Raw genomic sequence first — 22,686 nt, 5'->3', positions numbered from 1 at the left:
GAGGCTCCCATGAAAGCCCTGCGCCTGCTGCCGCTCGCGGCCCTGCTCACCCTGTCAGCCCCTGTTTTCGCGGGGCCTGTGGACGTCACCGCACGGCCCGTGCCGGCGCACAACGACGCCGGCCGCACCACCTGGGACGCGCAGTCCAACCTCGACGTGCTCGGCCGTTACCTCAAGCGCCTCGGCACGGAGTTCCTGCGCCCGGACCAGGTGCTGAAGATCGAGATCCTCGACGTGGACCTCGCGGGCACCGACATCGGCGGCGGCCGGCCGCGCGTGATCACCGGCGGCGCCGACTGGCCGAAGATCCGCCTGCGCTACACGCTCGAGACGCCGGGGCAGCCGGTGCGCAGCGGCGAGGAGCTGGTGCAGGACATGAACTACACGCGCGGCCTCACCGGCGTGCGCAACGACCCGCTGCACTACGAGAAGCGCATGCTCAGGGCGTGGTTCCGCGAGCGCTTCGCGAACGTGTAGCCGCGGTGGAGGGGCGTACGTCGCACCTGAGCACGTCCTTCATGTACTTGACCGCCGCTGCCTTGGCGGGGGCCGTCTCGGCTGCTATGCAGTCGGCGGGCACCCATACCTTGTAGTCGCGCAGGAAGGCGTCGGCCGCCGACATCTGCACGCACATGTCCGCCGCGACCCCGGCGAGGACGATCTCCCGCGCCCCCATCTGGTCCAGCAGCAGCTCCAGCGGGGTCGCGAAGAAGGCGGAGTGCCGCGGCTTGAGCAGCGTGATGTCGGTCGCGCGCGGCGCGAGCAGCCGGGCGATCTCGCCGGGCGGGCCGTCCATGTCGATGCAGCGCGAGACGAGGCTGTGGAAGTCGGACTGCCAGACGCCGTAGTTGTCGTTGGCATACACCACGGCCACCTTCTCTCGGTCGAGCTTCTCGCGGAGTTTGAGCGTGGCGCGGGCGGCGCGCACGGCCCCCGGCGCGAGCTTCTCGGCACCGGGGAAATCGAGCGGGTTGATGAAGTCGACGAGCAGCAGGACGCGCGGGCTGCGGGGTACTTTGGCGTGGGGGGTCACTTCTTGCCGAGGTTCAGGCGCGCGGCGCCCTCCGTGTACAGCTTGATCTTGTCTTTCATGAACGCGTCCATCTCCTCGACACCGACGTTCACCAGTTCGAAGCCGCTCTTCGCCGCGAGTTCCTTCATCTCCGCGTCGTTGTTCAGGTTGCGCCAGAGGTCGGAAAGGCGCTTGCGTTCCGCAGCGGGCGTGCTCTTGGGCACACCGATGCCGCGGTACGCGCCGTCGACCCAGTCGACACCGAGCTCGCGGAACGTGGGCACGTCCGGCAGCAACGGGTGGCGCTTCTCCATCGCGACGGCGAGCGCGCGCACCTTGCCCTTGTTGTTGATGGCGAAGGCCGAGTAAGTCATCGCGCCGTCGATCTGGTTGCCGACCACCGCGATGGACATGTCGCCCGTGCCCTTGTACGGCACATACGTGCTCTTCACGCCGAAGGCCGCGTTGAAGCGCTCGTGCGAGGCATGGTTGGCCGAGTTGCGGCCCGAGCCACCGAAGTTGAGCTTGCCCGGGTTGGCTTTCGCGTACGCCAGCAGGTCCTGGAAGGTCTTGTGCGGGCTGGCTTCGGGCACCACCAGCGCGTCAGGCGTGAAGTGGAACCAGAACACGGGCGTGACGTCCGCGGTCTTGTACTGCACCTCGCCTTCGATCGGCTGGAACACGATGTGGGGCAGGTTCACGCCGACGACGTTGAGCCCGTCGCCGGGCAGCTGGTTCATCTGCGTCCACATCAGCGCGCCGCCGGCACCGGCCTTGTACTGGATGATGGTGTCGATGGCGGGGCACTTCTTCTTCATCACCACCTGCTGGTGGCGCGCGGAGAGGTCGCTCTCGCCGCCGGGCGGGAAGGCCTGCCAGTAGAGGACGTTCTTGTCCGGGCACGGTTGCGCGAGCGCGGCTGCGCCGGCAAGCGCCAGGGTGGCGGCGACGATGGCGGTGCGGAAGATCATCACTGCTGTCTCCTTCTTGGGTACTGCGGTTTACAACGCTTTGTTCAGGTCGATGTCGAGGCCGGCGCGCTTCATCTCGCGCGCGAGCAGCAGCTTCCACATGTCGCCGTCGTCGAGTTCGATGTGTTTGGCGCCGGCCAGGGCCGCGGGCGACTCCCCCCCGAGCAGCACGATGCGCTGGCGGCCGAGCAGGGCGAGCATGAAGCCGATGGCCAGCATCATCGCCTCGCCACCGTCCTTCGTGGGCAGCACGATCGCGTAGCCTGCGTCGCGCGCGCCGTCCAGCTGCGCGATGGTGGGGTTGTCGATGACGGCCGACTGCACACCGAGCTGCTCGAGCAGTTCGATGGCGCCGGCGCTTGCGTCGTCGCCGCTGCCCAGCAGCAGGACGCGGTTGGAGGAAGGGGCGGGTGCGGTCATGGCGGGTGCTTCTGTTGTCGTTGGTTCTGCGGGGGCCGGGGTCGGCGCGGGCGCGCGTGTCGATGCGGGCGTCGCTGCCGGAGTCGGAGCGGGTGTTGGCGCCGGCGTGGGCGCAGGCGTCGGCGCGGGTGTGGGTGCGGCAGTTGGCGCAGGTGTCGGGGCCGGCGTCGGTGCGGGCGTCGGTGCTGGCGTCGGTGCCGGTGTCGGTGCTGATGTCGGTGCCGGCGTCGGTGCCGGCGTCGGCTTCGGCGTTGGAGCAGGTGTGGGCTCGGCCGTTGGCACCGGCGTCGGCGCAGGCGTCGGAGCTGCTGTCGGCTCGGGCGTCGGCTCCGGGGTGGGCTCCGGCGTCGGCGCCGCCGTCGGCGCGTGCGCCCCCTTCTTGTCGCCCTTCTCGGGTATCGCGGCCCGCATCGCCACGACCGTCGCCTCCAGCGCAGTCGTGGCCTTCGCGAACCCCTTCTTCAGCGCCCCGCGGTACTCCTCGATCGAATAGTGGTCGCCGAAAGTCGTATCCAGCGTGCCATCGAGCTTGCCCATGGCGTGCTGCTTGTAGTCGGGGCTGCTCATGCCCACCAGGTCCGACAGCAGGTTGTTCACGCGGCGCGTGAAGATCTCCAGGCGCTCGTCGTCGCGGCTGCGCACCGTCGAGAGGTCGAACGCGCGCATCTCCTTGATCGTGCGTTCGAGCTTGTCGGCGGCCGCCTGGAGCGTGGCGCGGTCGATGCTCGCGAAAGTGGTCTTGGACTTGTGGTGCGACACGGGCTGCGGCCTCACTCCCAGCGCATCTCGTGCCGCATGACGAGCGGGTCGAGCCGTGCATGCACTTCGCGCTCGACCGCTTCGTTGCGCGGCTTCGCGGCGCGCACGGTGACCAGCGTGCCATGCACCTCGTGCGAGCCCACCGACACTTCGGTGGCAATGGGCAAGCCGTCCAGCAGCACCACGACCTTGCGTCGCGCCGCGTCCCAACGCAGCGCCGGCTTGAACACCTTGCCCACGCCGGTAAGCGGGATCGCATCGATCACGTACACGTGCACCGGATTCGCCGCACGCTCCGGCGTGCGAGCCGCAACGAAGGCGGCCAGCTCCTCGGGCTCGGGTGACATCCCCGCCTTCGGTTGCACGTACGCGACGGGCAACTCACCCGCATACGCATCGGGCTCGCTCACGACCGCGGCAAATGCCACCGACGGATGCTGGAACAGGATCTCCTCGATCGGCGCCGGGTCGATGTTGTGGCCGCCGCGAATGATGAGGTCCTTCGCGCGGCCGGTGATCCACAGGTAGCCGTCCTCGTCGAAGCGGCCGAGGTCGCCCGAGTTCACCCAGCCCGGCTCGACGAAGGCACCCTTGTTGTGCTTCTCGCTCATGTAGCCCGAGAGCACCCCGGGGCCCGCCATGGCAACGACGCCGATCTCGCCCGGCTTGCAATCGCGCACGAAGTTGCCCGCGCCATCCATCTGCACCACGCGCACGCGGCTGTAGGGGCACGCGAAGCCGACGGAGCCGATGCGCACGGGCCGGTCCGGCCAGCTCATGGTGTGGATGCTCGCGGTCTCCGTCATGCCATAGACCTCGAGCACCGGCGCGTTGAACTGCGACTGGTAGCGGTCGGCCACCGCCACCGGGATCGCGGAGCCGCCGCCGGAACACACGCGGATGCTCGACGTGTCGGCGCCCTCCGTGGGGACGTTCAATGCGGCGGCGAGCACCGTCGGCACGCCGCCGAACAGGCGCGGCTTGAAGCGCTCGACGAGCCGCCACGCGTTGCGCACCGCGTTCGGGTTGCGCCACCCCGCGGGCGACAGGATGACCAGCGTGCCGCCCGTGGCGAGGTGGCCCAGCCCCTGCGTCAGCGCGCCACCCACGTGGAACAGCGGCAGGCCGAAGAGAACCGTAGGCGTCGGGATCATCAGCCCGATCACCCACGCCTGGTAGACCTGGTTGCGATGCGTATGCCGCACGAGCTTGGGCATGCCCGTGGTACCACCGGTGTGGAAGTACGCGGCCGTGTCTTCCGCACGGATCGTGCGCCCGCTGGCGAGCGAATCCCCTTGTTGCGCAGCCGCCAGCTCCGCGTACGAGAAGACGCCGGGAACGTCGGGCGTGCCCGGCCCGACGGTGACGACCGCGGTGAGACGAGTCACCTCCGCGCGCACGCGCTGCACCTTGTCCCATATCTCCGCACTCAGCTGCGGCGACGCGCACACCAGCACCTTCGTGCCGGCCGCGCGCAGGATGTCGGCGATCTGCGCGGGCTCGAGCAAAGGGTTCACGGGGTTGGCGACGCCCGCGGCCTCCGCGCCGAACAGCGTGACGAAGCTCTCAGGCAGCAAAGGCAGCAGGAAGCTGACCACGTCGTCCTTGCCCACACCCAGCGCGTGGAACACGTTCGCCGCGCGCGTGACGTTCGCGAAGAAGTCGCGGAAGCTCATCGCGGTGCCGGCTTCCGCCGGGTCGGCATTCGGCAGGAAGTGCAGCGCCGTGCGGTCCGGGTCGACCGACGCGCCGATGCGCAGCGCCTCGTACGTGCTTTGCGCCGCGATGCGCTCGTCGTACGGCACCTGCTCGAACTCGCGCAGCCGCTCGGGCGTGGAGAGGTCGGGCCGCTCGGCGCCGATGGCGCGGTCAAGGGGGTGCCAGCGGGTCATGAGAGGGCTTGCTCCGTCTGCTTGAACACGAGGAACTCGCGCCGCGTGCGCGGGCCGTGCGTCGCGAAGTCGGGCGTGGCGTTGGGCAGGTAGTCCATGCGCGCCTTGCGCACGCGGTCCTTGTCCAGTTTCGGTCGCAACGCTTTTTCGTCGAGGCCGTACACGCGCGCGCCGTTGCTGCCGAACACCTTGCGCTTGAGCTGCGGCGTGAGCGCCGGGTAGCCTTGCTGCTCCTGCAGCTGCGGGGCGATCTGGAACGCGCGGAAGGCCTGGATCTGGTCCTGCGGGCTGCCGTACCAGATGGAGTCGGTGCCCCACAGCACGTTGTTCTCGCCAACGTGCTTGAGCAGCTTGCCGAGGAAGTGCGCGCCTTGCTCCGGGTTGCGCATCATCAGGCGCCAGCTCGTGCCCAGCTCCGCGTACACGTTGGCGTTGGGCGCAATGCCGTTCGCCTGCAGCGACATCACGAGGTCGTCGATGCCGCTCGGCCGCTGCGCATCGAACGCGCGCTCGCCGCGCCCGGGTTGCAGGCCCGAGTGGTAGATGATGAAGTTCATGTCCGGGTAGCGCTTGGCCACCACGCCGACATCGCGGCAACCCGAGAACTGCACGCCGCGCGCCGACAGCGGGATACCCTTGTGGATGCAGATGTTGCGCACGCCCAGCTTGCGCGCCTGCTCGATCATCGGCAGGCCGAACTGCTCGTCGTCCAGCCAGTAGCCGCCGGGGCCCGCCGGGTCCGGGTCGAATTGCGTGTAGGTCTTGAAGGCCGCGAGCTTGACGCTTTCCGCGTACTTCTGCATGCGCTCCAGCGAGCCCGGCTCGCGCGGGTTGACCGGCGCGTGCAGCAGCAGGCGTTCGGTGCCGTCCATGGCGTCGATGATGCGCTTGGTGGCCAGCGCCTCTTCGTGCGTCAACGGGCTCAGGGGCTCGGTCGCCGGCACGTGCGACAAGACAGCCATGCTCGTGTCGCTGTCGAGGAACACATCCTTGAGCAGGCGCTGGCCCGAGAGGCAGGCCAGCGGGTCGCTCTCGCCGCAACGCGCGTACGGCATCAGCTCGAAGCCGCGCGCGTTGTTGCCGGGGCGCTGTCGCCATGCGCCGACGGGGTTCACGTGGTGCAACTGCACGTCGAAGATGAACTCGTCGCCGCCGACCTGCGCTTGCGCGAGTTGCTCGTCGTAGCGTGCTTCGGGATGGATGTCGTAGCGGCCGCCGGTGCGGCCTGCCTTCGCGAACACCTCGTCGAACGCGAACAGCGTGGCAGCGGCACCGCAAACGGACGCGAGATAGCCGCGACGCTTCATCCCGCTGCGCTTCGCGGCATCGGCAGTCAGCGCCCAGGCCGCTTCATTGGCCTGCCGTTCCACGGCGGCCAGCGGCACGGGCGCGAACTCGCCGTTGCTGGTGCTGTCCAGCTTGATCGGCAGGCGAAGCGGTTTGTCCGTCATCCCTGCCTTGTCGCCTAAATCCGGGCGGCGTTCAATTGGTGAATGACCGCAGCCGTCACCTGCTTGGTGGTGGCCTTGCCACCGAGGTCCCCCGTGTGCAGCTCGGGGTTGGCTGTAACGCTTTCGATGGCTTTCATGAGGCGTTGCGCCGCGGCCGGCTCGCCCAGGTGCTCCAGCAGCATCACGCAGCTCCAGAAGGTGCCCACGGGGTTGGCCAGGCCCTTGCCCATGATGTCGAAGGCGCTGCCGTGGATCGGCTCGAACATGCTGGGGTAGCGGCGCTCGGGGTCGATGTTGCCGGTGGGCGCGATGCCCAGGCTGCCCGCCAGTGCCGCGGCGAGGTCGCTCAGGATGTCCGCGTGCAGGTTGGTCGCCACGAGCGTGTCCAGCGACGCGGGCCGGTTGACCATGCGGGCGGTACAGGCGTCGACCAGTTCCTTGTCCCACTTCACGTCGGGAAACTCCTTCGCGACCTGCACGGCAATCTCGTCCCACATCACCATCGCGTGGCGCTGCGCGTTGCTCTTGGTGACCACCGTGAGCTGCCTGCGCGGGCGCGATTGGGCCAGCTTGAACGCGAAGCGCATGATCCGCTCGACGCCGGCGCGGGTCATCATGCTCACGTCGGTCGCAACCTCGATCGGGTGGCCCTGGTGCGCGCGGCCGCCGACGCCGGCGTATTCGCCCTCGGAGTTCTCGCGCACGATCACCCAGTCGAGGTCCTTGGGTGCGCAGCGCTTCAGCGGTGCGTCGATGCCCGGCAGGATGCGCGTGGGCCGCACGTTGGCGTACTGGTCGAAGCCCTGGCAGATCTTCAGGCGCAGGCCCCAGAGCGTGATGTGGTCGGGGATCTGCGGGTCGCCGGCGGAGCCGAAGAGGATGGCGTCGGCATTGCGGATCTCACCGAGGCCGTCGGCCGGCATCATCACGCCGTGTTCGCGGTACCAGTCGCCGCCCCAGCCGAAACTCTTGAACTTGAAGTTGAACTTGTCCTGGGCTTTGGCGAGGGCTTCCAGCACTTCCTGCCCGGCGGGGATCACTTCCTTGCCGATGCCGTCGCCGGGGATGCATGCGATCTGGTACGTCTTCATGAGGGTGAGTATGCAGTCATTCGGATCGACACGAGCAGCCCCGGCAGGTCGACACCCAGCTTGGCGACGGAGCGCGCCGGCGGGTCGCTGCCGAAGAACTGCGCATAGGCTTCGTTCATGCCGGCGAAGTCTTCAGGGCGAGTGAGCAGCACCTGGACCTCGACGACGTCATCGCGTGTGACGCCCGCCGCGTGCAGAACCTGCTCGCAATTGGCGAGTGCCTGGCGCGTCTGCTCCTGGATGCCGGCACCTGCAAGCTGCTTCGTCTGCGGGTCCGTTCCGGTCATGCCGGAGACGTACACGAAGGGGCCCGCCCTCACGCCCTGGCTGAAGAGAGGCGATGTGGGTGCCATGGAGGTGCGGATGATCTGGCGGGGCATGCGGGCTCCCGAAGAGCAACGGTGAGTCAATTTTGCTGAATGGGAGGCCGTGTCGCAATCTGCTCAAGCTTTACGTGCGATGCGCCGAAATACGCTGGACACCCAGCCACCCGCCACAACAGCAGCGTCCGCGCCGGGCTCACTGAGACAAATCCCCGCGAGGACGATTCCTTAGGACGCGTCCGAAGGCAGCGAACTCGACTATCAAGACAAGCAGGAGACCGCCAAGCCAATAGGGCAACACCGTGAGCGCGAAAACCACAACCTGGAAAGAAACCAGTTGCGTGTAGACCTCGTCGCTCGATGGCCACTGACTGGCTTCTACAAGGTACAGAGCCAGGTGCAGCACGACAACCAGAACCCACGCAGCCAGGGTCCAGCGATAGACGCGTTGCGGCTGCTTCATCGTTGCGAACTCATGGCACGTTAGGGGGATTGAAGTTTCTCAGGGCTTCGACGAGGGCCGCAGGAAGGCTTGTACCTTTCGGAATGTAGTACGTTGTCGCGCCCGGCGCCTGCATTGCGTCGCGCGCCACGCCGCCGGGCAGCGGCCACATGCCTGTGCTGACGCCACCTGCGCGCAGCGCAGTGTCAGTACGCACTGCGCAGTTGTCGAAGGGCCCCACGCAGTTCCTGCAGCTGTTCCCTGCAAGATTGAGGAGAGCCGCCTGGTCCTGTTCTGGTGTTCTCGGAATGATCGTGACAGTCTGGTCGCGGTGCAGCGCCTGATCTGTGATGTACGTCGACGGCGCACTCCCCAATGGAGTGTCGTTGCCGTAGCTGAAGATGCCACTGCCGGTGACACCAATAGCCGTGTGCCCGAATGGATTCGCCCTTTCTTTCGAACCGCCGGTCACGACGATGAAGTCGAGGCCTAGCGGATCGACCGCACCATCGGGTCAGGTTCAATATACCTGCCGACCGCCGCCGAATACTCACGGGCGATGGCCGCCGACGTGAAGACGAGCGCCATGATGAGCACCCAGGCTTTGCTTCTGTTCATGATTTTCTCATTGTGTTTGCATCCGGATCTCTGGTCCACCCCATCTCCTCCGCCTTCGCGCGATAGCTGTATGCAATCCGCCTGTACCTCTCGACCGTTTCCGGGTCGGACTGCTGCCAGGCCTTCCTGATCCACATCGCCGCCAGGCTGCGCGCCTCAGGCGACTGGTCGTACTTGATTTTGTAGACCTTGTACAAGTACGTGTTGAGCACACGGATGATCGACTCCGGATCGCCTTGACGGGCGTACCGCGACACGAGCACGCGCGCTTCGCCGACCATCACGTCCACTTTCTGGGAGTACGCATCGACATCAATCTGCGGGTAGACCTCCTCGGTGTAGCTATGATTCCCCTCTGTGCTTTCTGCTTCTGGTTGCGTTGCAAGCGTGGTTAACAAGCCAGCAAGACGGTGGTACGCGACGTCCGCGATCTCCGCTGCGTGGCGGATTCCATCGACAAACAGTTTTTGGCGGGCGCCGGTGCGGCTCGGCAGACGGACGAGTGGCGAGTCGTTGCCGATCATGTTCGACATTCCGATAGGTCAAGTCGCAATTGGCGCACCGAACTGCGTCAACTCCGCTTCCAGCAGTTTGGAGGCCAGAGTGCGCTCGCGCGCGCGCCCGGTGCGCAATGCATCGATCAACGCAAGCAGGCGATGGAGAGCCGGGTCTGCCAGGGCGGCGTCCGGTGCCGTGCGGTAGAGAGGCGACAACGTCGGTCCCTTTGCTCGCCCTGCCGGATGTGCCCACACCGGCGCCTCGCCCGGGGCTGCCGCGAGCTTGGCTGCCAGGGGCTCGACACCGAACGACGTCGGGACACCGCGCTTGACCGGACCTTGTGCTGCGGGCCAGATGTAGCGCACACCGTGAATGATGAATTCGAGCAGGTTGGGCCGTACCGGAGACCACTCCCCGCGTCCCGGCGCGACCGCCAGCCCCGAGGCTACGGCCCGCTTCACGCTCGCGTGGGTCTCCGACGCGCTCATCGCCAAGGCTTCACCCAGCGCCGCGTAGGTCCAGCGTTGCGGCGGATGTGCTGCCACCTTGAGCAGCACGAGCAAGTCCTGCGGTTTGAGGTCCATCCTGGGCATCGTATTCGCTATTCGCGAATTGCGAATATCGCCGAAACACCTCGGATTGGCAAGCTCTACGCTCGCACAGTCACCACCAGCGCTTCGATCCGGCTTTCCACCGCCCCCTCCCCAAACCGCCGCGCCACTTCCTCCGTGCAAGCCTGCGTCGCATGCTCCAACCCATCCGGGTCGCGCGCCAGGATCTCCGTGCGCAGCAGCGTGCCATGGCAATACGCAATCGCAGGGATGTGCGGCCCCACCGCACGGCTGGTGAACGCCAGCTTCTCGATCCGCGGCGGGCTCGTGAAGCCGCCTGCCTCAAGGTCCTGCGCGATCACGGCCGCATCGTGATACCCATGCGGCGTGCGCGCCATGAATCGCGGCGGGTCGTCGGGGAACACGGTGGCGAGCGCATCGGTCACGGCATCGGCGAACTCGTTGCGGTCGATGGCACACCATGCATTGAACGCGAACAGGCCACCCGGCCGCAGCACGCGCCGGGCTTCGGCATAAGCCTTCGCCTTGTCCGGGAAGAACATCACGCCGAACTGGCAAACGACGGCATCGAACGAGCCGTTCTCGAAGGGCAGCTGCATGGCGTCGGCCGCGCGCCATTCCACCGGCCGCGCGGTGCCCGTGCGTTGCGCCTCGTCGATCATCGCAGGGTTGAGGTCCGTCGCCACGATGCCGGCCGACGCATCGAGCATCACCGCGAGGTTGCGCGTGACCACGCCCGTGCCGGCGGCCAGCTCCAGCACACGCTTCGGTGCGGCCTGCGCGACGCGCTTCGCAAGGTCCACCGCGTAGGGCTCGAAGATGAGCGGCACCATGTAGCGCTCGTACGACTGGGGCACGGAGCCGGTGAAGGCGCTGTCGGAGCTGGATGCCATGGGACCTCCGCGGTGGGAGCGCTGATTCTGCGCCCGTCCGTGCCCGGCCGCGAGCCGGCAAGGCAGAATGCCGCCCCATGAAGACCTTCACCCGCCTCCTCGCCCGCGTGGCCTGCACGGCCCTGTTGCTCTTTGCCGGCGCCCTGCACGCCCAGACATCGCTGGTCCGCCTGCACACCACGCAAGGCCCCATCGACATGCAGATGCTCTCCGGCGCGCCCGTCACGGTCGCCAACTTCCTCGCCTACGTGCGCGGCGGCGACTACACGGACTCGCTCGTGCACCGCAGCGCCTACAACGGCACGACACCCTTCGTCATCCAGGGCGGCGGCTTCCGCTGGACCGAGGCGGGCTGCTGCACGACCGTGCCGTCGCGCGGCGCGATCGTCAACGAGTTCAGCGCCACGCGCTCGAACGTCCGCGGCACGGTCGCGATGGCCAAGAACAGCGGGGACCCGAACAGCGCCACCAGCCAGTGGTTCATCAACATGGGCAACAACGCCGCGAACCTGGACAACCAGAACGGCGGCTTCACCGTCTTCGCGCGCGTCACCACGCCCGGCCTCGCCGTGGCGGACAGCATCGCGGCGCTGCCGCGCGTCAACCTGCAGAACGTGTTCACCGAGCTGCCCGTCGCCAACTGGCAGCCGGGCACGCCCGTGCTGCGCTCCAACGCGGTGCGCGTCACCGAGGTGACCGAGCTGTCCAGCGCAACCTCCAGCGACCGCATCTTCAACTACCTGGAAGCGGCTTTCCCGCAGTTCCTCGCGCCGCAGAAGGCAACGACGGGCCAGGCGCTGGGCTACGTCTTCCGTTACTACGCCGGCACCAACGCGTATGTCGCCACGAAGGACGGGCAGGTCTGGGTGCTGCTGCTTTCGATCACGCCCAACCTGGTCAACGTCGGCTCGATCGACACCTGGCTGGGCGTTGCCCAGACAGCGGGCTACTGAACGGCGGATCGGCGTATGATGGGCTGGTTCGACACCGGCCCTCCTCGTGCCCTGGGCCTTACTCGCAAGAGCGTCCCGAGTTTTCTGCCATCGCACTTCGCCCAGGAGTGCCCATGGCCCCAACCCCCAGGATCGCTGCAACCATGCAGCAATGGCGCGCGGCTCTTGCCGCCGCCGCCGACGCCGAACGCGCCGTCTTCACCTCGCACGTCGGTTTCCAGTCCGGCCTGTGCCCGGCCGCCACGGCGCAAGCCGTCGTCGAAGCCGCGCGGCTGCGCGCAGCAGCCACCGCGCTGTTCGACCTCGCCCTCGGCGACATGGCTACGTTCATGCGTGCCCAACCTTCCACCTGAGGGACCGCCATGTCCGTCAACGCCGAACGCGAGCAAGACGCCGTCGCATTCCAGTTGCTGGGATTCGTCGGCGATTACGAAAACCACGTCTGCGCGCGGGTCGAGGAATGGCCGCTGGCCGCCCGCCTGCGCGAGATCGACCCGATCCTGGGCGAGATGCAAGTGCTCGGCGGGATCCTTCCGCACCTGGCGCCGGCATGGGCGCGCTTCCACGTCTCGCACGTGGAGTTGCTCGAGAAGCTGATGCACGCCGAGCGCGCCGATTCCCAGCGGCTCGACTGGCTCGAGGCGCACATGGCCGCCATCCTGCAGCTCGAAGCGAAGTGCCTCGACGTGCTGGCGCACAAAGCCTGAGCGCGGTCAGCCGCCGACGCTCTTGACCTTGTGGCCTTGGGCCGCGAGCAGTGCGATCACCCTGGCGCGGTGGTCGCCCTGGACCTCGATCGCGCCGTCCTTCACCGTCCCGCCGGAGCCGCATGCGGCTTTCAGTGCCTTGCCCAGCTTCTCCAGTGCGTCTTCGTCCAATGAAAGGCCGCGAACCACGGTCACGGCCTTGCCGCCCCGGCCCTTCTTTTCGCAGGCCACGCGAACGATGCCGTCGGAAGCAGGCGCAGCCTTCGCCGCCGTCCGGCACACGCATTGCGCGACAGGCTTGCGGCAGGCAGGACACATCCGCCCGCCTTCGGTGGAATAGACGAGACCGCCGGAAGAGACACGTGGCTTCATGTCCCTATTTTCGGCCGGCGGCCGCTGCGGCCAGCTAGTTCAGCGTCTCGACGTTCGGCGCGCCGTTGGTCATCGTGCTCATCTCGCCGGCGCGAAGCGGCACGTTGCTGGTCTCGCTGGCGCCGCTCTTTTCAGGCGTGTGCACGTACGACGGGACGATGAGGTAGTCGTAGCTGTAGACGACCGCCGGGCCGGCGCCCATCACGGACGTCAGCGGTATCGCCGGCGTCACTAGACGTAGTTCTGCGGCATGGGGACGTTGGGGTTGTCGGTGCTCACGTTCGGGGCGCCGTTGGTCATCGTGCTCATTTCGCCCGCGGCCTGGGGCGAGTCCCAGGTCTGTGCCTGGGCGGCTGCGCCGGCGAAGGCGAACGTGGCGGCGACGAGGATGGCGGTTGTGGTTCGGGTCATGAAGAAATCTCCGTTCTGGTTGGTTGCCACCAGTCTGCGCGCACGGTTCGGCAGGGGTATCGGACCCCGGCTGCCCGGCAGGTGGGACCAGTCCTGCCCGGCCTTGCCGAGCGCGCAGGATTCCGCCCTAATCGCGGGATGACCCAAGAAGTTCCACTGTCCACCTTGCGCGAGGACCTCGCGCTCGCCCTGCGCGCCGCCTCGATGCACGGCCTGGCCGAAGGCGTGTGCAACCACTTCAGCGTGGCTTGCGGCCCGAACCGCTTCCTGCTGAATCCCCGCGGCCTGCACTGGAGCGAGCTGCAGGCACGCGACATCCTGCTGGTCGACGAGGCCGGCAAGGTACTCGACGGCCCGCACCCGGTCGAACCGACGGCCCTGTTCATCCACGCCGCGGTGCACCGCGTCACGGGGCATGCGGTGGTCATGCACACGCACATGCCCCATGCGACCGCGTTCACGCTCACGCAAGCCGGCGCGATCGACCCGCTCCTGAGCCAGAACGGCCTGCGCTACCTGGACCGCATCGTCGTCGACCGGGAGTACAACGGGCTCGCGCTGGACATGGCCGAAGGCGAGCGCATCGCCCGCGCGATGGGGCGCAAGGACATCGCGTTCCTCGGCAACCATGGCGTCGTCGTGGCGGGCGCCACCATCGCCCACGCCTACGACGACCTCTATTACCTCGAACGCGCGGCGCAGCACGAGATGCTGGCGCGCGCGAGCGGGCTGCCCCTCACGCCGATCCGGGACCTGGACCTCGCGCGCCGCACCGCCCGGCAGATCCAGGGCGAGCGCATGCAGTCCGACCTCTTCTTCGAGGCGCTGCGCAGGCTGCTGCCGCCGGCGTGAAACTCCTGGCCGCCGCTTGTGCGAACATTCGCCATGCCCGCGACCAACCCCCTCCTGCAGCCCTGGACCGCGCCCTACGGCCTGCCGCCGTTCGGCGAGGTGAAGCCTGAACTTTTCGAGCCCGCGCTCGAGGCCGCGATGGCCGAACACCGCGGGGAGCTCGATGCGATCGCGTCGAACCCGCAGCCGGCCACCTTCGACAACACGCTCGCCGCGTTCGACCGCGCGGGCGACCGGCTCGGGCGCGTGCGCATGCTGTTCGAGAACCTCTGCTCGTCGCACACCTCGCCCGAGCTGCAGGCCGTGCAGCGCAAGGTGGCTGTGCCGTTGTCGGCGCACGAAAGCAGCGTCTACATGCACAAGGCGCTGTTCGCGCGCATCGACGGCCTGTACGAGAAGCGCGCCACGCTCGGCCTCACCACCGAGCAGCAGCGCCTGCTGGAACGTGTGCACCTCGACTTCGTCCGCGCGGGTGCGCGCCTGCCTGCCGACAAGCAGGGGCGCTACGCGCAAGTGATGCAGCGCCTGGCCGAACTCACCACCGCCTTCGGCCAGAACGTGCTGCACGACGAGACGGACTGGAAGCTCGTGCTGAGGGACGAGGCGGAGCTTGCGGGGCTGCCCGACTTCGTGCGTGAAGCGGCTCGCGCGGCGGCGAAAGAACGCGGCGTGGAGGACGGCTATGTCATTGCCCTCTCGCGCTCGTCGATCCTGCCCTTCCTGACCTTCAGCGAGCGTCGCGACCTGCGCGAGACGGCTTTCAAGGCCTGGGTTTCGCGCGGCGAACACGCAGGCGAGCACGACAACCGGCCGATCATCGCCGAGATCATGAAGCTGCGCGAAGAGCAGGCCCGCTTGCACGGCTACGCCACCTTCGCCGACTACGCCTTGGTCGACCGCATGGCGGCGAAACCTTCTGCCGTCGACGAGCTTCTGGATAACGTGTGGGAGCGCGCGAAGAAGGCCGTGGAGCGCGAGCGTGCCCAGCTTGTCGCCGCGATGCGCACCGACGGCGACACGTCGAAGCTCGAGGCGTGGGACTGGCGCTACTGGGCCGAGAAGGTGCGCCAGCGCGAATACGCGGTGGACGACGCCGAGGTGAAGCCCTATTTCCCGCTCGACGCGATGGTGCAGGCCGCCTTCGACTGCGCGGGCCGCCTCTTCGGCATCCGCTTCACGCCCCGCCCCGACCTCGCGTCCTACCACCCGGATGTGAAGACGTACGAAGTGCACGACGCCGACGGCCAGCCCGTGGGCCTGTTCGTGCAGGACAACTACATGCGCCCCACCAAGCGCAGCGGCGCGTGGATGAGTGGGCTGCGCTGGCAGGCGCGCAACGGCGAGACGGTGCGGCCGATCATCCTGAACAACAACAACTTCGCGAAGTCGGCCAATACGCTGCTCTCGTTCGACGACGTGCGCACGCTGTTCCACGAGTTCGGCCACGGGCTGCACGGGCTGCTGTCCAACGTCACCTACTACAAGCTCTCGGGCACTTCGGTGCTGCAGGACTACGTGGAGCTTCCCTCGCAGCTGTTCGAGCACTGGATGTCCGAGCCGGAGGTGCTGCGCCAGCACGCGCGCCATGTGGAGACGGGCCAGCCGATCCCCGATGCGCTGATCGAGCGGCTGCAGAAGGCGCGCCGTTTCGGCCAGGGCTACGACACCGTGCGCTACACGGCGAGCGCCATCGTCGACATGGCGGCGCATTCGCACCCGAACCCTTCGAGCGTCGCCGACTGGGTGGCTTTCGAAGCACAGGTGCTGCGCGAGCGCGGCCTGCCCGAGGCGGTGCACATCATGCACCGGCTGCCGCACTTCCAGCACCTGTTCTCCGGCGACAGCTATGCCGCGGGCTACTACGTGTACCTGTGGGCCGAAGTGCTGGATGCGGACGCGTTCGACGCGTTCAAGGAAGCGGGCAGCCCCTTCGCACCGGAGGTCGCGGCGCGGCTGAAGCGCTACATCTATTCCGCCGGCAACAGCATCGAGCCCGCGCAGGCGTTCGAGACCTTCCGCGGCCGCCCGCCGAAGATCGAGCCGCTGCTGGAGAAGAAGGGCCTGCTGGAGCCCGCATGACGAAGCTGCTGCGCGCGGCACTGCTGCTGTTCTGGGCTGCCGCGCTGCACGCGCAGGAGTGGCAGGCGGCCACGCCCGAATCGCAGGGGATGGACTCGGCTGCGCTCGCGCAACTCGTCGAGTACGGCGGCAACGTGCGCATGGACAGCCTGGTGGTGGTGCGCAACGGGCGCATCGTCGCCGAGGCCTACTACGCGCCCTACCGCGCGGACATGCTCCACCGGATCAATTCGTCGACGAAGGCGGTGGTCGGCGCGCTCACCGGGATCGCCATCGCACGAGGCGACATGCCCGCCACCGGCACGCCCGCGCTCGAGCTGCTGCCCCATGACGATGCGGGCGACCCGCGCTGGAAAGCCATCACGCTGCAGCACCTGCTGGACATGACGTCCGGCATCGACTGGACCGAGCCGCTGTCGGACGCGGTACCGAAGTCGCTGCTCGAACTGGAAAACAGCAGCGACTGGCAACGGTACATCCTCGGCCGTGGCATCCGGCAGGCGCCGGGTGCCGGGTTCGACTACAACAGCGGCGGCTCGCACCTCGTCGCAGTGGCGCTCGCGCGCAAGGCGGGCATGCCGCTCGAGCGCTATGCCGAGGAGCACCTGTTCCGCCCGATCGGCATCGGCACCTGGCGCTGGCGGCAGGACCCGCAGAAGTTCGCCACGGGCGGCGCCGGGTTGTACATGCGCACGCGCGACATGGCGCGCTTCGGCCAGCTGTACCTGCAGGGCGGGGAATGGAACGGGCGGCAGGTGGTGCCGCGCGACTGGGTGGCGCGCGCGTTCTCGCCGCAGGTGGACATGCCCTGGCCCGGCTACAAGTACGCCGACTACTGGTGGTCCTTGCCGGCGCGCGGCGCCTACATGGCGGTGGGCTTCAACCGGCAGGTGATCCTGGTGATGCCGAAGCTCGGCGTGGTCGCCGCCTTCACGGGCCGCGAGCACTGGCGCTTCGAGGACGTCATCGCGCACATCGAGCGCGCTGCGAAGGCTACCGCGCCGCTGCCGCCGAACGCGCAGGCGCAGGAAGCGCTGGCCGCGCGCATTGCCGCGGCCTCCACGGGCAAGGTCACGCCGCCGTCGGCACCCGCGCAGCTGCCGGTCAGCCGCGGCACGTGGAAGATCGACGAGAACCGCACGGGCATCGGCGAGCTCACGCTCGACTTCTCGGGCGTGCCTTCCTTCCATGTGAAGCTGCGCACGCGGGAGCTGGGCGGAGAGCTGGGCCTCGACGGCCGCTTCGCGTCGGCCACGGACACCGCGGGTACGCTGATCGCCACGACAGCGCGGTGGTCGGCGCCGGATACGCTGGAAGTGGACCAGCGCTGGCCCGAGGAAGCCGGGCAGATGCGCTACATCGTGAAGTTCCGCGGCGACGACCTGGAATTCACCTCCATCAACCAGTTCGGCGTACGCAGCTCGGCACGCGGCACGAGGGTGCGCTAAGCCTCGCGGCAGAACACCACGCCGGGCTTGAGCTCCTCCATGATGCGGTACTCCGTCAGCTCCATGCCGAGGTCGACGTACGTGCGCTGCGCGTTGGCGTTGTCCTTCTCGACGTAGAGCCGGAAGCCGCACGCATCGGGGTCGTCCTTCGCCATCTCCTTGAGGTGCGCGTAGAGGCCACGGAACACGCCGCGGCGGCGCCAGTCGGGCCGCACGTACAGGCTCTGGATCCACCAGAAGCGGCCGTTTCGCCAGTCGCTCCACTCGTACGTGACCATCAGGCAACCCACCACATCGCCCTGCGCTTCGGCCACAAGGTAGAAGCCGGCCTGCGGCTGCTCGAGCATGCGGCGCACGCCGGCCCCGATGACGTCGGGCAGCAGGTGCTTGTGTTCGGTCTCCAGCGCCATGGCCGCGTTGAAGCGTGCAATGACGTCGGCGTCCTGCGCTCGCGCGCGGCGCAGGGTGAAGGGTTGGGGCAATTGCATGGCGCCCGATCATAGGCGGCAGCCCGGCCGTGTGCACGGGTTTGTAGGACGCCAACTACGCGCACCGTAGGCGCGAGCCTTCTCTACCGCAGAGCTGCCGTTGGCACAGTCTGCCTTGGTGGGTTCAGGGTCCGCGTCTCGCTCCCGTAGACAGGGCTTTCCACCTTGGCCAGCCGAGCTGGCCTTTTTTACGTCACCAGGATCGCGCGGAAGTCGTTGACGTTGGTGTGCGTCGGGCCCGTGACGACCAGGTCGCCGAGCGCGTCGAAATAGCCGTAGGCGTCGTTGCGCGCGAGATAGTTGTCGACCTTCATGCCCTTGGCGAGCGCGCGCTGCAGCGTGTCGGGCGTGACGAAGGCACCCGCGTTGTCTTCGACGCCATCGATGCCGTCGGTGTCCGCCGCGATCGCCCAGACGTTCGATTGCCCCTGCAGCGCCTGCGCGAGGCCGAGGCAGAACTCGCCGGCGCGCCCGCCGCGGCCTCGCGGCGTGCCCTCGGGTTGCTTCTTCACGGTCACCGTGGTCTCGCCGCCGGAGAGGATCACGCAGGGCTTGCGGAACGGCTGGCCGCGCTGTGCGACTGCGCGCGCGAGCGCGGCGTGCACCTTGCCGACCTCGCGCGACTCGCCTTCGATCTCGTCGGAGAGGATGTGCGCCTCGACGCCGGCGGCGCGCGCCGCTTCCGCGGCGGCTTCCAGCGACTGCTGCGGCGTCGCGATCATGTGCACCTGGTGGCCGTTGAAGATCGCATCGCCCGGCTTAGGTGTTTCGCTCATCACGCCCGCGGGCACTTCGATGCCGTAGCGCTTGAGGATCGCCAACGCGTCCTCGCAGGTCGTCGCATCCGGCACGGTCGGCCCGCTGGCGATCACCGACGGGTCGTCGCCGGGCACGTCGCTGATGGTGAGCGTCACCACGTGCGCCGGCGCGCAGGCTGCGGCGAGGCGCCCGCCCTTGATGCGCGACAGGTGCTTGCGCACGCAGTTCATCTCGCCGATGTTCGCGCCGGACTCCAGCAGCGCGCGGTTGATGCGCTGCTTTTCCTCGAGCGAGAGGCCCTCGGCCGGCAGCGTGAGGAGGGCCGAGCCGCCGCCGGAAATGAGGCACAGCACGAGGTCGTCCTTCGTGAGCCCCTGCGCCATCCGCAGGATGCGCTGCGCGGCCTGCAGGCCCGCCGCGTCCGGCACGGGGTGCGCAGCCTCGACCACTTCGATGCGTTCACGCAAGCCCGTGGGGCGCGGCGGCGTGTGGTGATACCTCGTGACCACAAGCCCCGACAGCGGCGCGTCGGCCGGCCACAGGGCCTCGACGGCTTGCGCCATCGCGCCACCGGCCTTGCCGGCGCCCAGCACGACGGTGCGGCCCCTGGGCGGCGGCGGCAGGTACGGCGCGGTGTTGTGCAGCGGCAGGGCGCGCCGCACCGCGGCGTCGTAGAGGTGGCGCAGGAAGGCTCGGGGGTCGGCAGGTGTCATGTCGCCACGATTGTGCTGCCAATCGAGGCTTCCGTATTACCACGCGGTTACGGCGCGCCGATATGCTCGCCGCCCATGAAAACCATCAGCACCCCACTCGTTCTCCTCCTCTTTTGCGCCGTCCTCGCCTCGTGCGGCGGCGGTGGCGATCCCACCCCGGCGCCCGCAGCCCCGCCGGCGGCGCAGGCGGCATCGCCGTACGGCGGCAGCGGCATCACGCCGCCGGGCCCCGAAAGCGAGGGGCTGTCGCTGGTGGCCGGGCGGCTGCGCGGCGCGGAGCAGGGCCGCGGTGTCCTCGACGGCGGCATCCGCTACCAGGACGGGGTGCTGGGCCTCGAACTCGCTTCACCCGCCGCGCTGCCCGACGGCTCGCTCCTCGCGCGGGGGCGCTTCATCAACGGCTCGAGCGTGACCCTCTTTCGCGTGCAACTGGACGGCACCGTGAAGTCGTTGCCGGGCCCGTGGGACCAGGAGCGCACCTGCCCGGGCTTGCTGGGCTGCATCGACGTGGACATCTCGTCGCTGGCCGTTTCGCCGGACGGTCGCGCCTGGATCAACAGCACCGGCACCGGCCAGCTCTACGTGATCGACGCCGCCGGCACCATCCTCTCCAGCGCGCCGTTCGAGAAGCACGCTTCCAATTTCGCGGTGGATGCCGCCGGCAACCTGTACTACCTCGATGCGGCCGGAACGCTGAAGCGGCGCGCGGCGGACGGCTCCGTGACGGCGCTGCCCGCGCAGCTCGGGTCAGCCTTCGCGCGGCAGCTCGCGGTCGATGCGAGCGGGCGGCTGTTTGCCGCCTCGGGCACAGCCATCGAGCGTTACGTGGCGGGCACGGGCTTCGTGCTCGTGGCCGGCTCGCCCGCGGAGTCCGCGCATGCGGACGGCCCCGCCGCATCGGCGCGCTTCAAGGCCATCACGGGTATCGCGATCGACCGCGCCGGCAACATCTTCGCCAGCGATGCACGCACCATCCGGCGCGTCTCCGCCGACGGCACCGTGAGCACCGTCGCGGGCATCCCCGAAGGGCAATTCACCACCGTGACCTGGGGCCCGCTGCCGGGCTCCATCGCCGCGCCGAGGTCGCTCACGCTGCTGCCGCAGGGCGTGGTGTTCGCCACGATCAGCGAGCTGGTGAGCGTGCTGATGCTGGCTAAGGTGCCGGTCGCGCCCTAAGAGGCCCGGAGCCAGCGCTCGATGCGCTGCTCGAGCATGGACAGGGGCATGCTGCCGGCCCCGAGTACCTGCGCGTGGAACTGGCGGATGTCGAAACGCGCGCCCAACCGCTTGCGAGCCACGTCGCGCAGCTGCAGCAGCTTGAGCTCGCCCACCTTGTACGCGAGCGCCTGCCCGGGCCAGGCCATGTAGCGCTCGATCGCGCGGCGCGCGTCGTCTTCGTCGGCGCCTTCCTGCTCGAGCATGTACGCCATCGCCCGCTCGCGCGTCCAGCCGAGATCGTGCAGGCCCGTGTCCACGACGAGGCGCAGCGCGCGATGCAACTCCATCTGCAAGCGCCCCAGGCGCGCAACCGGGCTGTCGAAGACGCCGAGCTCGTCGCCAAGCCCCTCGGCATAAAGCGCCCAGCCTTCGCCGAAGGCTTCATGCCAGAGCGCCTGCCGGAACTTGGGCACGCGCAGCTCCTGCTGCATGGCGATCTGGTAGTGGTGCCCCGGCTGGCCCTCGTGCAGGAACAGGGCGGCCATGCGCGCGCTGTAGTACTTCGCCGAGTCCGTCACCACGACGAAAAAGACGCCGGGCCGCGAGCCGTCGGTCGAGGGCGGCACGTAGTGGTCCGACGCGGTGTCGCGACGCACAGGTTCCACCGCGCGGATGTCGAGTGCGGCACGCGGGGCGCGTTCGAAGAGCCTGGGCAGGCCCGCGCGCACCTTCGCGTCGATCGCCTTGTAGGCCGCGAGCACTTCCTCTTCGCTCTTGAACGGGTGCAGCTCCGCGCGCGTGGGCAGCGACTTCAGGAAGGCGTTGAGCGTGCCGCCGGCACCCAACGCGCGTTTCACGAGTTCCATTTCGCCGCGGATGCGCGCCACTTCCCGCACGCCGAGCGCGTGCACCTGCGCGGGCGACATGTCGGTGGTGGTGTACGAACGCACCAGCGTGCGATACCACGGGCGTCCACCGGGCAAAGCGCCGAGCCCGCTCGTCGTGCGCGCCTGTGGCAGGTACTGGCCGGCCAGAAAACTGCGCAGCCGCCGAAGCGCGTGGTTGACCTCGTCGAACACCACGACGCGGTACTGCGCAGCGATGCGTTGCCGGTCAGCCTCCGGGATGCTTGGAGGCATCTCGCGCACGCCGGCAAGGAAGGGGCTCTGGTACGGGTCCTGCGGCAGCAGCGCCTCGAGTTGCGGCAGCGTGCGCTCGACCAGCGGCCTGGGCAGCGTGACGCGCTGTGCGAGCCCCTGCTCCATGTTGGCGATGGCCTGCTCCACCCACGGCGTGATCCGGCGCAGGCGCGCGAGGAAGTTGTCGAAGTTGGCGGTGGTCTTCAGCGGCTGCGAGCCCTGGCCGCTCGCCCATTGCGCCAGGCGCGCGGGCAGCAGGTCGATCTGCGACAGCGGCAGCAGGTGCATCGGGTACGCGAGCAACGAGAGGCGCTGGCCGAGGTCGTGGTCCAGCAGCTGCCAGGTCGTGCGGTCGTCGGCGTTTAGCTTCGCCGGATCGATCCGGCGCAGTGCAGCGCGCGTGGATTCGTACAGCACACGCTGGCGCGCGCGGTGCTCCGGCGCGATCTCGATTTCCAGCTTCGCTTCGTATGCGGGGTCGCCCGTGTTCTCGGTCGCATCGAGCGGGAAGAGGTCGTGCAGGCGCTGCTGGTAGGTGTCCGCAAGCTGTGCGAGCTGCGGGTCAGAGGCTTGCGCGTGCGCGGCGTGGCGGGTCGCCAGCAGCAGCGGCAGGCCGGCCACGGTGGCGGCGGCCTGGCGGCGGGTGAAGCTTGGGATCGGCATTT

27 protein-coding genes are annotated in these 22,686 nt (G+C 68.5%); 8 read left to right on the top strand and 19 right to left on the bottom strand.

All coding sequences use genetic code 11. The features are described from left to right. Nucleotides 1-9: 9 nt before the first annotated feature. Entirely contained in the window at nucleotides 10-477 is a 468-nt protein-coding gene (locus H8R02_RS12275; protein WP_187081714.1) for a DUF3016 domain-containing protein, read from the top strand. On the opposite strand, the gene H8R02_RS12270 is transcribed toward H8R02_RS12275, so the two are convergent. From H8R02_RS12270 to H8R02_RS12215, 13 genes are all read right to left on the bottom strand, one after another. Continuing rightward, the gene (locus H8R02_RS12270; protein WP_187081713.1) at nucleotides 440-1,033 is read right to left on the bottom strand and encodes a cysteine hydrolase family protein; all 594 of its coding nucleotides are present in this window, start codon (nucleotides 1,031-1,033) and stop codon (nucleotides 440-442) included. The two genes, H8R02_RS12275 and H8R02_RS12270, sit on opposite strands and share 38 nt — an antisense overlap. Then, a complete protein-coding gene (locus H8R02_RS12265) occupies nucleotides 1,030-1,983 on the bottom strand; it encodes a tripartite tricarboxylate transporter substrate binding protein (protein WP_187081712.1) in 954 nt (317 codons plus the stop codon). Before H8R02_RS12265 ends, H8R02_RS12270 begins: the two co-directional genes overlap by 4 nt. 30 nt (nucleotides 1,984-2,013) lie before the next feature. After that, nucleotides 2,014-3,177 carry a hypothetical protein gene (locus H8R02_RS12260; RefSeq protein WP_187081711.1) on the bottom strand — a complete coding sequence of 388 codons (1,164 nt, stop codon included), beginning with the start codon at nucleotides 3,175-3,177 and terminating at the stop codon, nucleotides 2,014-2,016. Further along, nucleotides 3,174-5,054, bottom strand: a complete 1,881-nt coding sequence (locus H8R02_RS12255) for an acyl-CoA synthetase (RefSeq protein ID WP_187081710.1) — start codon at nucleotides 5,052-5,054, stop codon at nucleotides 3,174-3,176. Before H8R02_RS12255 ends, H8R02_RS12260 begins: the two co-directional genes overlap by 4 nt. Next, complete coding sequence (locus H8R02_RS12250; protein ID WP_187081709.1) at nucleotides 5,051-6,505, bottom strand: amidohydrolase family protein; 1,455 nt, start codon at nucleotides 6,503-6,505, stop codon at nucleotides 5,051-5,053. Before H8R02_RS12250 ends, H8R02_RS12255 begins: the two co-directional genes overlap by 4 nt. A gap of 14 nt (nucleotides 6,506-6,519) precedes the next feature. Further along, entirely contained in the window at nucleotides 6,520-7,596 is a 1,077-nt protein-coding gene (locus tag H8R02_RS12245; RefSeq protein WP_187081708.1) for a tartrate dehydrogenase, read from the bottom strand. After that, nucleotides 7,593-7,976, bottom strand: coding sequence for a RidA family protein (locus tag H8R02_RS12240; RefSeq protein ID WP_187081707.1), 384 nt, complete (start codon nucleotides 7,974-7,976; stop codon nucleotides 7,593-7,595). Before H8R02_RS12240 ends, H8R02_RS12245 begins: the two co-directional genes overlap by 4 nt. 139 nt (nucleotides 7,977-8,115) lie before the next feature. Next, entirely contained in the window at nucleotides 8,116-8,382 is a 267-nt protein-coding gene (locus H8R02_RS12235) for a hypothetical protein (protein ID WP_187081706.1), read from the bottom strand. A 10-nt stretch (nucleotides 8,383-8,392) separates the two neighbouring features. Beyond that, entirely contained in the window at nucleotides 8,393-8,833 is a 441-nt protein-coding gene (locus tag H8R02_RS12230) for a hypothetical protein (protein ID WP_187081705.1), read from the bottom strand. 17 nt (nucleotides 8,834-8,850) lie between these two features. Then, a complete protein-coding gene (locus H8R02_RS30395) occupies nucleotides 8,851-8,979 on the bottom strand; it encodes a hypothetical protein (protein ID WP_255429318.1) in 129 nt (42 codons plus the stop codon). Then, nucleotides 8,976-9,503, bottom strand: coding sequence for a hypothetical protein (locus tag H8R02_RS12225; protein WP_187081704.1), 528 nt, complete (start codon nucleotides 9,501-9,503; stop codon nucleotides 8,976-8,978). Before H8R02_RS12225 ends, H8R02_RS30395 begins: the two co-directional genes overlap by 4 nt. Nucleotides 9,504-9,521: 18 nt before the next feature. Beyond that, nucleotides 9,522-10,061, bottom strand: a complete 540-nt coding sequence (locus H8R02_RS12220) for a MarR family transcriptional regulator (RefSeq protein WP_187081703.1) — start codon at nucleotides 10,059-10,061, stop codon at nucleotides 9,522-9,524. A 65-nt stretch (nucleotides 10,062-10,126) separates the two neighbouring features. Continuing rightward, nucleotides 10,127-10,942: a class I SAM-dependent methyltransferase gene (locus H8R02_RS12215; protein WP_187081702.1), complete on the bottom strand. Its 816-nt coding sequence runs from the start codon at nucleotides 10,940-10,942 to the stop codon at nucleotides 10,127-10,129. 77 nt (nucleotides 10,943-11,019) lie between these two features. On the opposite strand from H8R02_RS12215, the gene H8R02_RS12210 reads away from it, so the two are divergent. The 3 genes from H8R02_RS12210 (at nucleotide 11,020) to H8R02_RS12200 (ending at nucleotide 12,602) form a co-directional block, all read left to right on the top strand. Further along, entirely contained in the window at nucleotides 11,020-11,895 is an 876-nt protein-coding gene (locus tag H8R02_RS12210; RefSeq protein WP_187081701.1) for a peptidylprolyl isomerase, read from the top strand. A 113-nt stretch (nucleotides 11,896-12,008) separates the two neighbouring features. Then, on the top strand, nucleotides 12,009-12,248 hold the full coding sequence (locus tag H8R02_RS12205) for a hypothetical protein (protein WP_187081700.1): 240 nt from the start codon (nucleotides 12,009-12,011) through the stop codon (nucleotides 12,246-12,248). Between the two features lie 9 nt (nucleotides 12,249-12,257). After that, nucleotides 12,258-12,602, top strand: coding sequence for a hypothetical protein (locus H8R02_RS12200; RefSeq protein WP_187081699.1), 345 nt, complete (start codon nucleotides 12,258-12,260; stop codon nucleotides 12,600-12,602). Between the two features lie 6 nt (nucleotides 12,603-12,608). On the opposite strand, the gene H8R02_RS12195 is transcribed toward H8R02_RS12200, so the two are convergent. Genes H8R02_RS12195 through H8R02_RS12185 form a run of 3 tightly spaced genes read right to left on the bottom strand, consistent with a single transcriptional unit; the run spans nucleotide 12,609 to nucleotide 13,385 of the window. Beyond that, nucleotides 12,609-12,974, bottom strand: a complete 366-nt coding sequence (locus tag H8R02_RS12195) for a translation initiation factor Sui1 (protein WP_187081698.1) — start codon at nucleotides 12,972-12,974, stop codon at nucleotides 12,609-12,611. A 34-nt stretch (nucleotides 12,975-13,008) separates the two neighbouring features. After that, entirely contained in the window at nucleotides 13,009-13,206 is a 198-nt protein-coding gene (locus tag H8R02_RS12190; protein ID WP_187081697.1) for a hypothetical protein, read from the bottom strand. Further along, nucleotides 13,206-13,385 (bottom strand): hypothetical protein, encoded by a 180-nt coding sequence (locus H8R02_RS12185; RefSeq protein ID WP_187081696.1) that lies wholly within the window; start codon nucleotides 13,383-13,385, stop codon nucleotides 13,206-13,208. Before H8R02_RS12185 ends, H8R02_RS12190 begins: the two co-directional genes overlap by 1 nt. Nucleotides 13,386-13,523: 138 nt before the next feature. Here H8R02_RS12185 and H8R02_RS12180 point away from each other — a divergent pair, with 138 nt between their 5' ends. Genes H8R02_RS12180 through H8R02_RS12170 form a run of 3 tightly spaced genes read left to right on the top strand, consistent with a single transcriptional unit; the run spans nucleotide 13,524 to nucleotide 17,764 of the window. After that, complete coding sequence (locus H8R02_RS12180; RefSeq protein WP_187081695.1) at nucleotides 13,524-14,237, top strand: aldolase; 714 nt, start codon at nucleotides 13,524-13,526, stop codon at nucleotides 14,235-14,237. A gap of 33 nt (nucleotides 14,238-14,270) precedes the next feature. Next, a complete protein-coding gene (locus tag H8R02_RS12175) occupies nucleotides 14,271-16,316 on the top strand; it encodes a M3 family metallopeptidase (RefSeq protein WP_187081694.1) in 2,046 nt (681 codons plus the stop codon). Further along, complete coding sequence (locus tag H8R02_RS12170; protein WP_187081693.1) at nucleotides 16,313-17,764, top strand: serine hydrolase domain-containing protein; 1,452 nt, start codon at nucleotides 16,313-16,315, stop codon at nucleotides 17,762-17,764. Before H8R02_RS12175 ends, H8R02_RS12170 begins: the two co-directional genes overlap by 4 nt. On the opposite strand, the gene H8R02_RS12165 is transcribed toward H8R02_RS12170, so the two are convergent. Both H8R02_RS12165 and H8R02_RS12160 read right to left on the bottom strand, forming a co-directional pair. Continuing rightward, on the bottom strand, nucleotides 17,761-18,252 hold the full coding sequence (locus tag H8R02_RS12165) for a GNAT family N-acetyltransferase (RefSeq protein ID WP_187081692.1): 492 nt from the start codon (nucleotides 18,250-18,252) through the stop codon (nucleotides 17,761-17,763). The genes H8R02_RS12170 and H8R02_RS12165 overlap by 4 nt on opposite strands. A gap of 188 nt (nucleotides 18,253-18,440) precedes the next feature. After that, nucleotides 18,441-19,724, bottom strand: coding sequence for a glycerate kinase type-2 family protein (locus tag H8R02_RS12160; RefSeq protein ID WP_187081691.1), 1,284 nt, complete (start codon nucleotides 19,722-19,724; stop codon nucleotides 18,441-18,443). Between the two features lie 75 nt (nucleotides 19,725-19,799). On the opposite strand from H8R02_RS12160, the gene H8R02_RS12155 reads away from it, so the two are divergent. Beyond that, entirely contained in the window at nucleotides 19,800-20,900 is a 1,101-nt protein-coding gene (locus H8R02_RS12155) for an NHL repeat-containing protein (RefSeq protein ID WP_187081690.1), read from the top strand. Here H8R02_RS12155 and H8R02_RS12150 read toward each other — a convergent pair. Continuing rightward, nucleotides 20,897-22,684 (bottom strand): DUF885 domain-containing protein, encoded by a 1,788-nt coding sequence (locus tag H8R02_RS12150; RefSeq protein ID WP_187081689.1) that lies wholly within the window; start codon nucleotides 22,682-22,684, stop codon nucleotides 20,897-20,899. The two genes, H8R02_RS12155 and H8R02_RS12150, sit on opposite strands and share 4 nt — an antisense overlap. Nucleotides 22,685-22,686: the final 2 nt, after the last annotated feature.

The sequence above is a fragment of the Ramlibacter albus genome (assembly GCF_014297445.1).
Taxonomy (GTDB): Bacteria; Pseudomonadota; Gammaproteobacteria; order Burkholderiales; family Burkholderiaceae_C; genus Ramlibacter; species Ramlibacter albus.
The sequence above is the reverse complement of the archived record's forward strand: the minus strand, read 5'-3'. Positions and strand labels throughout refer to the sequence as shown.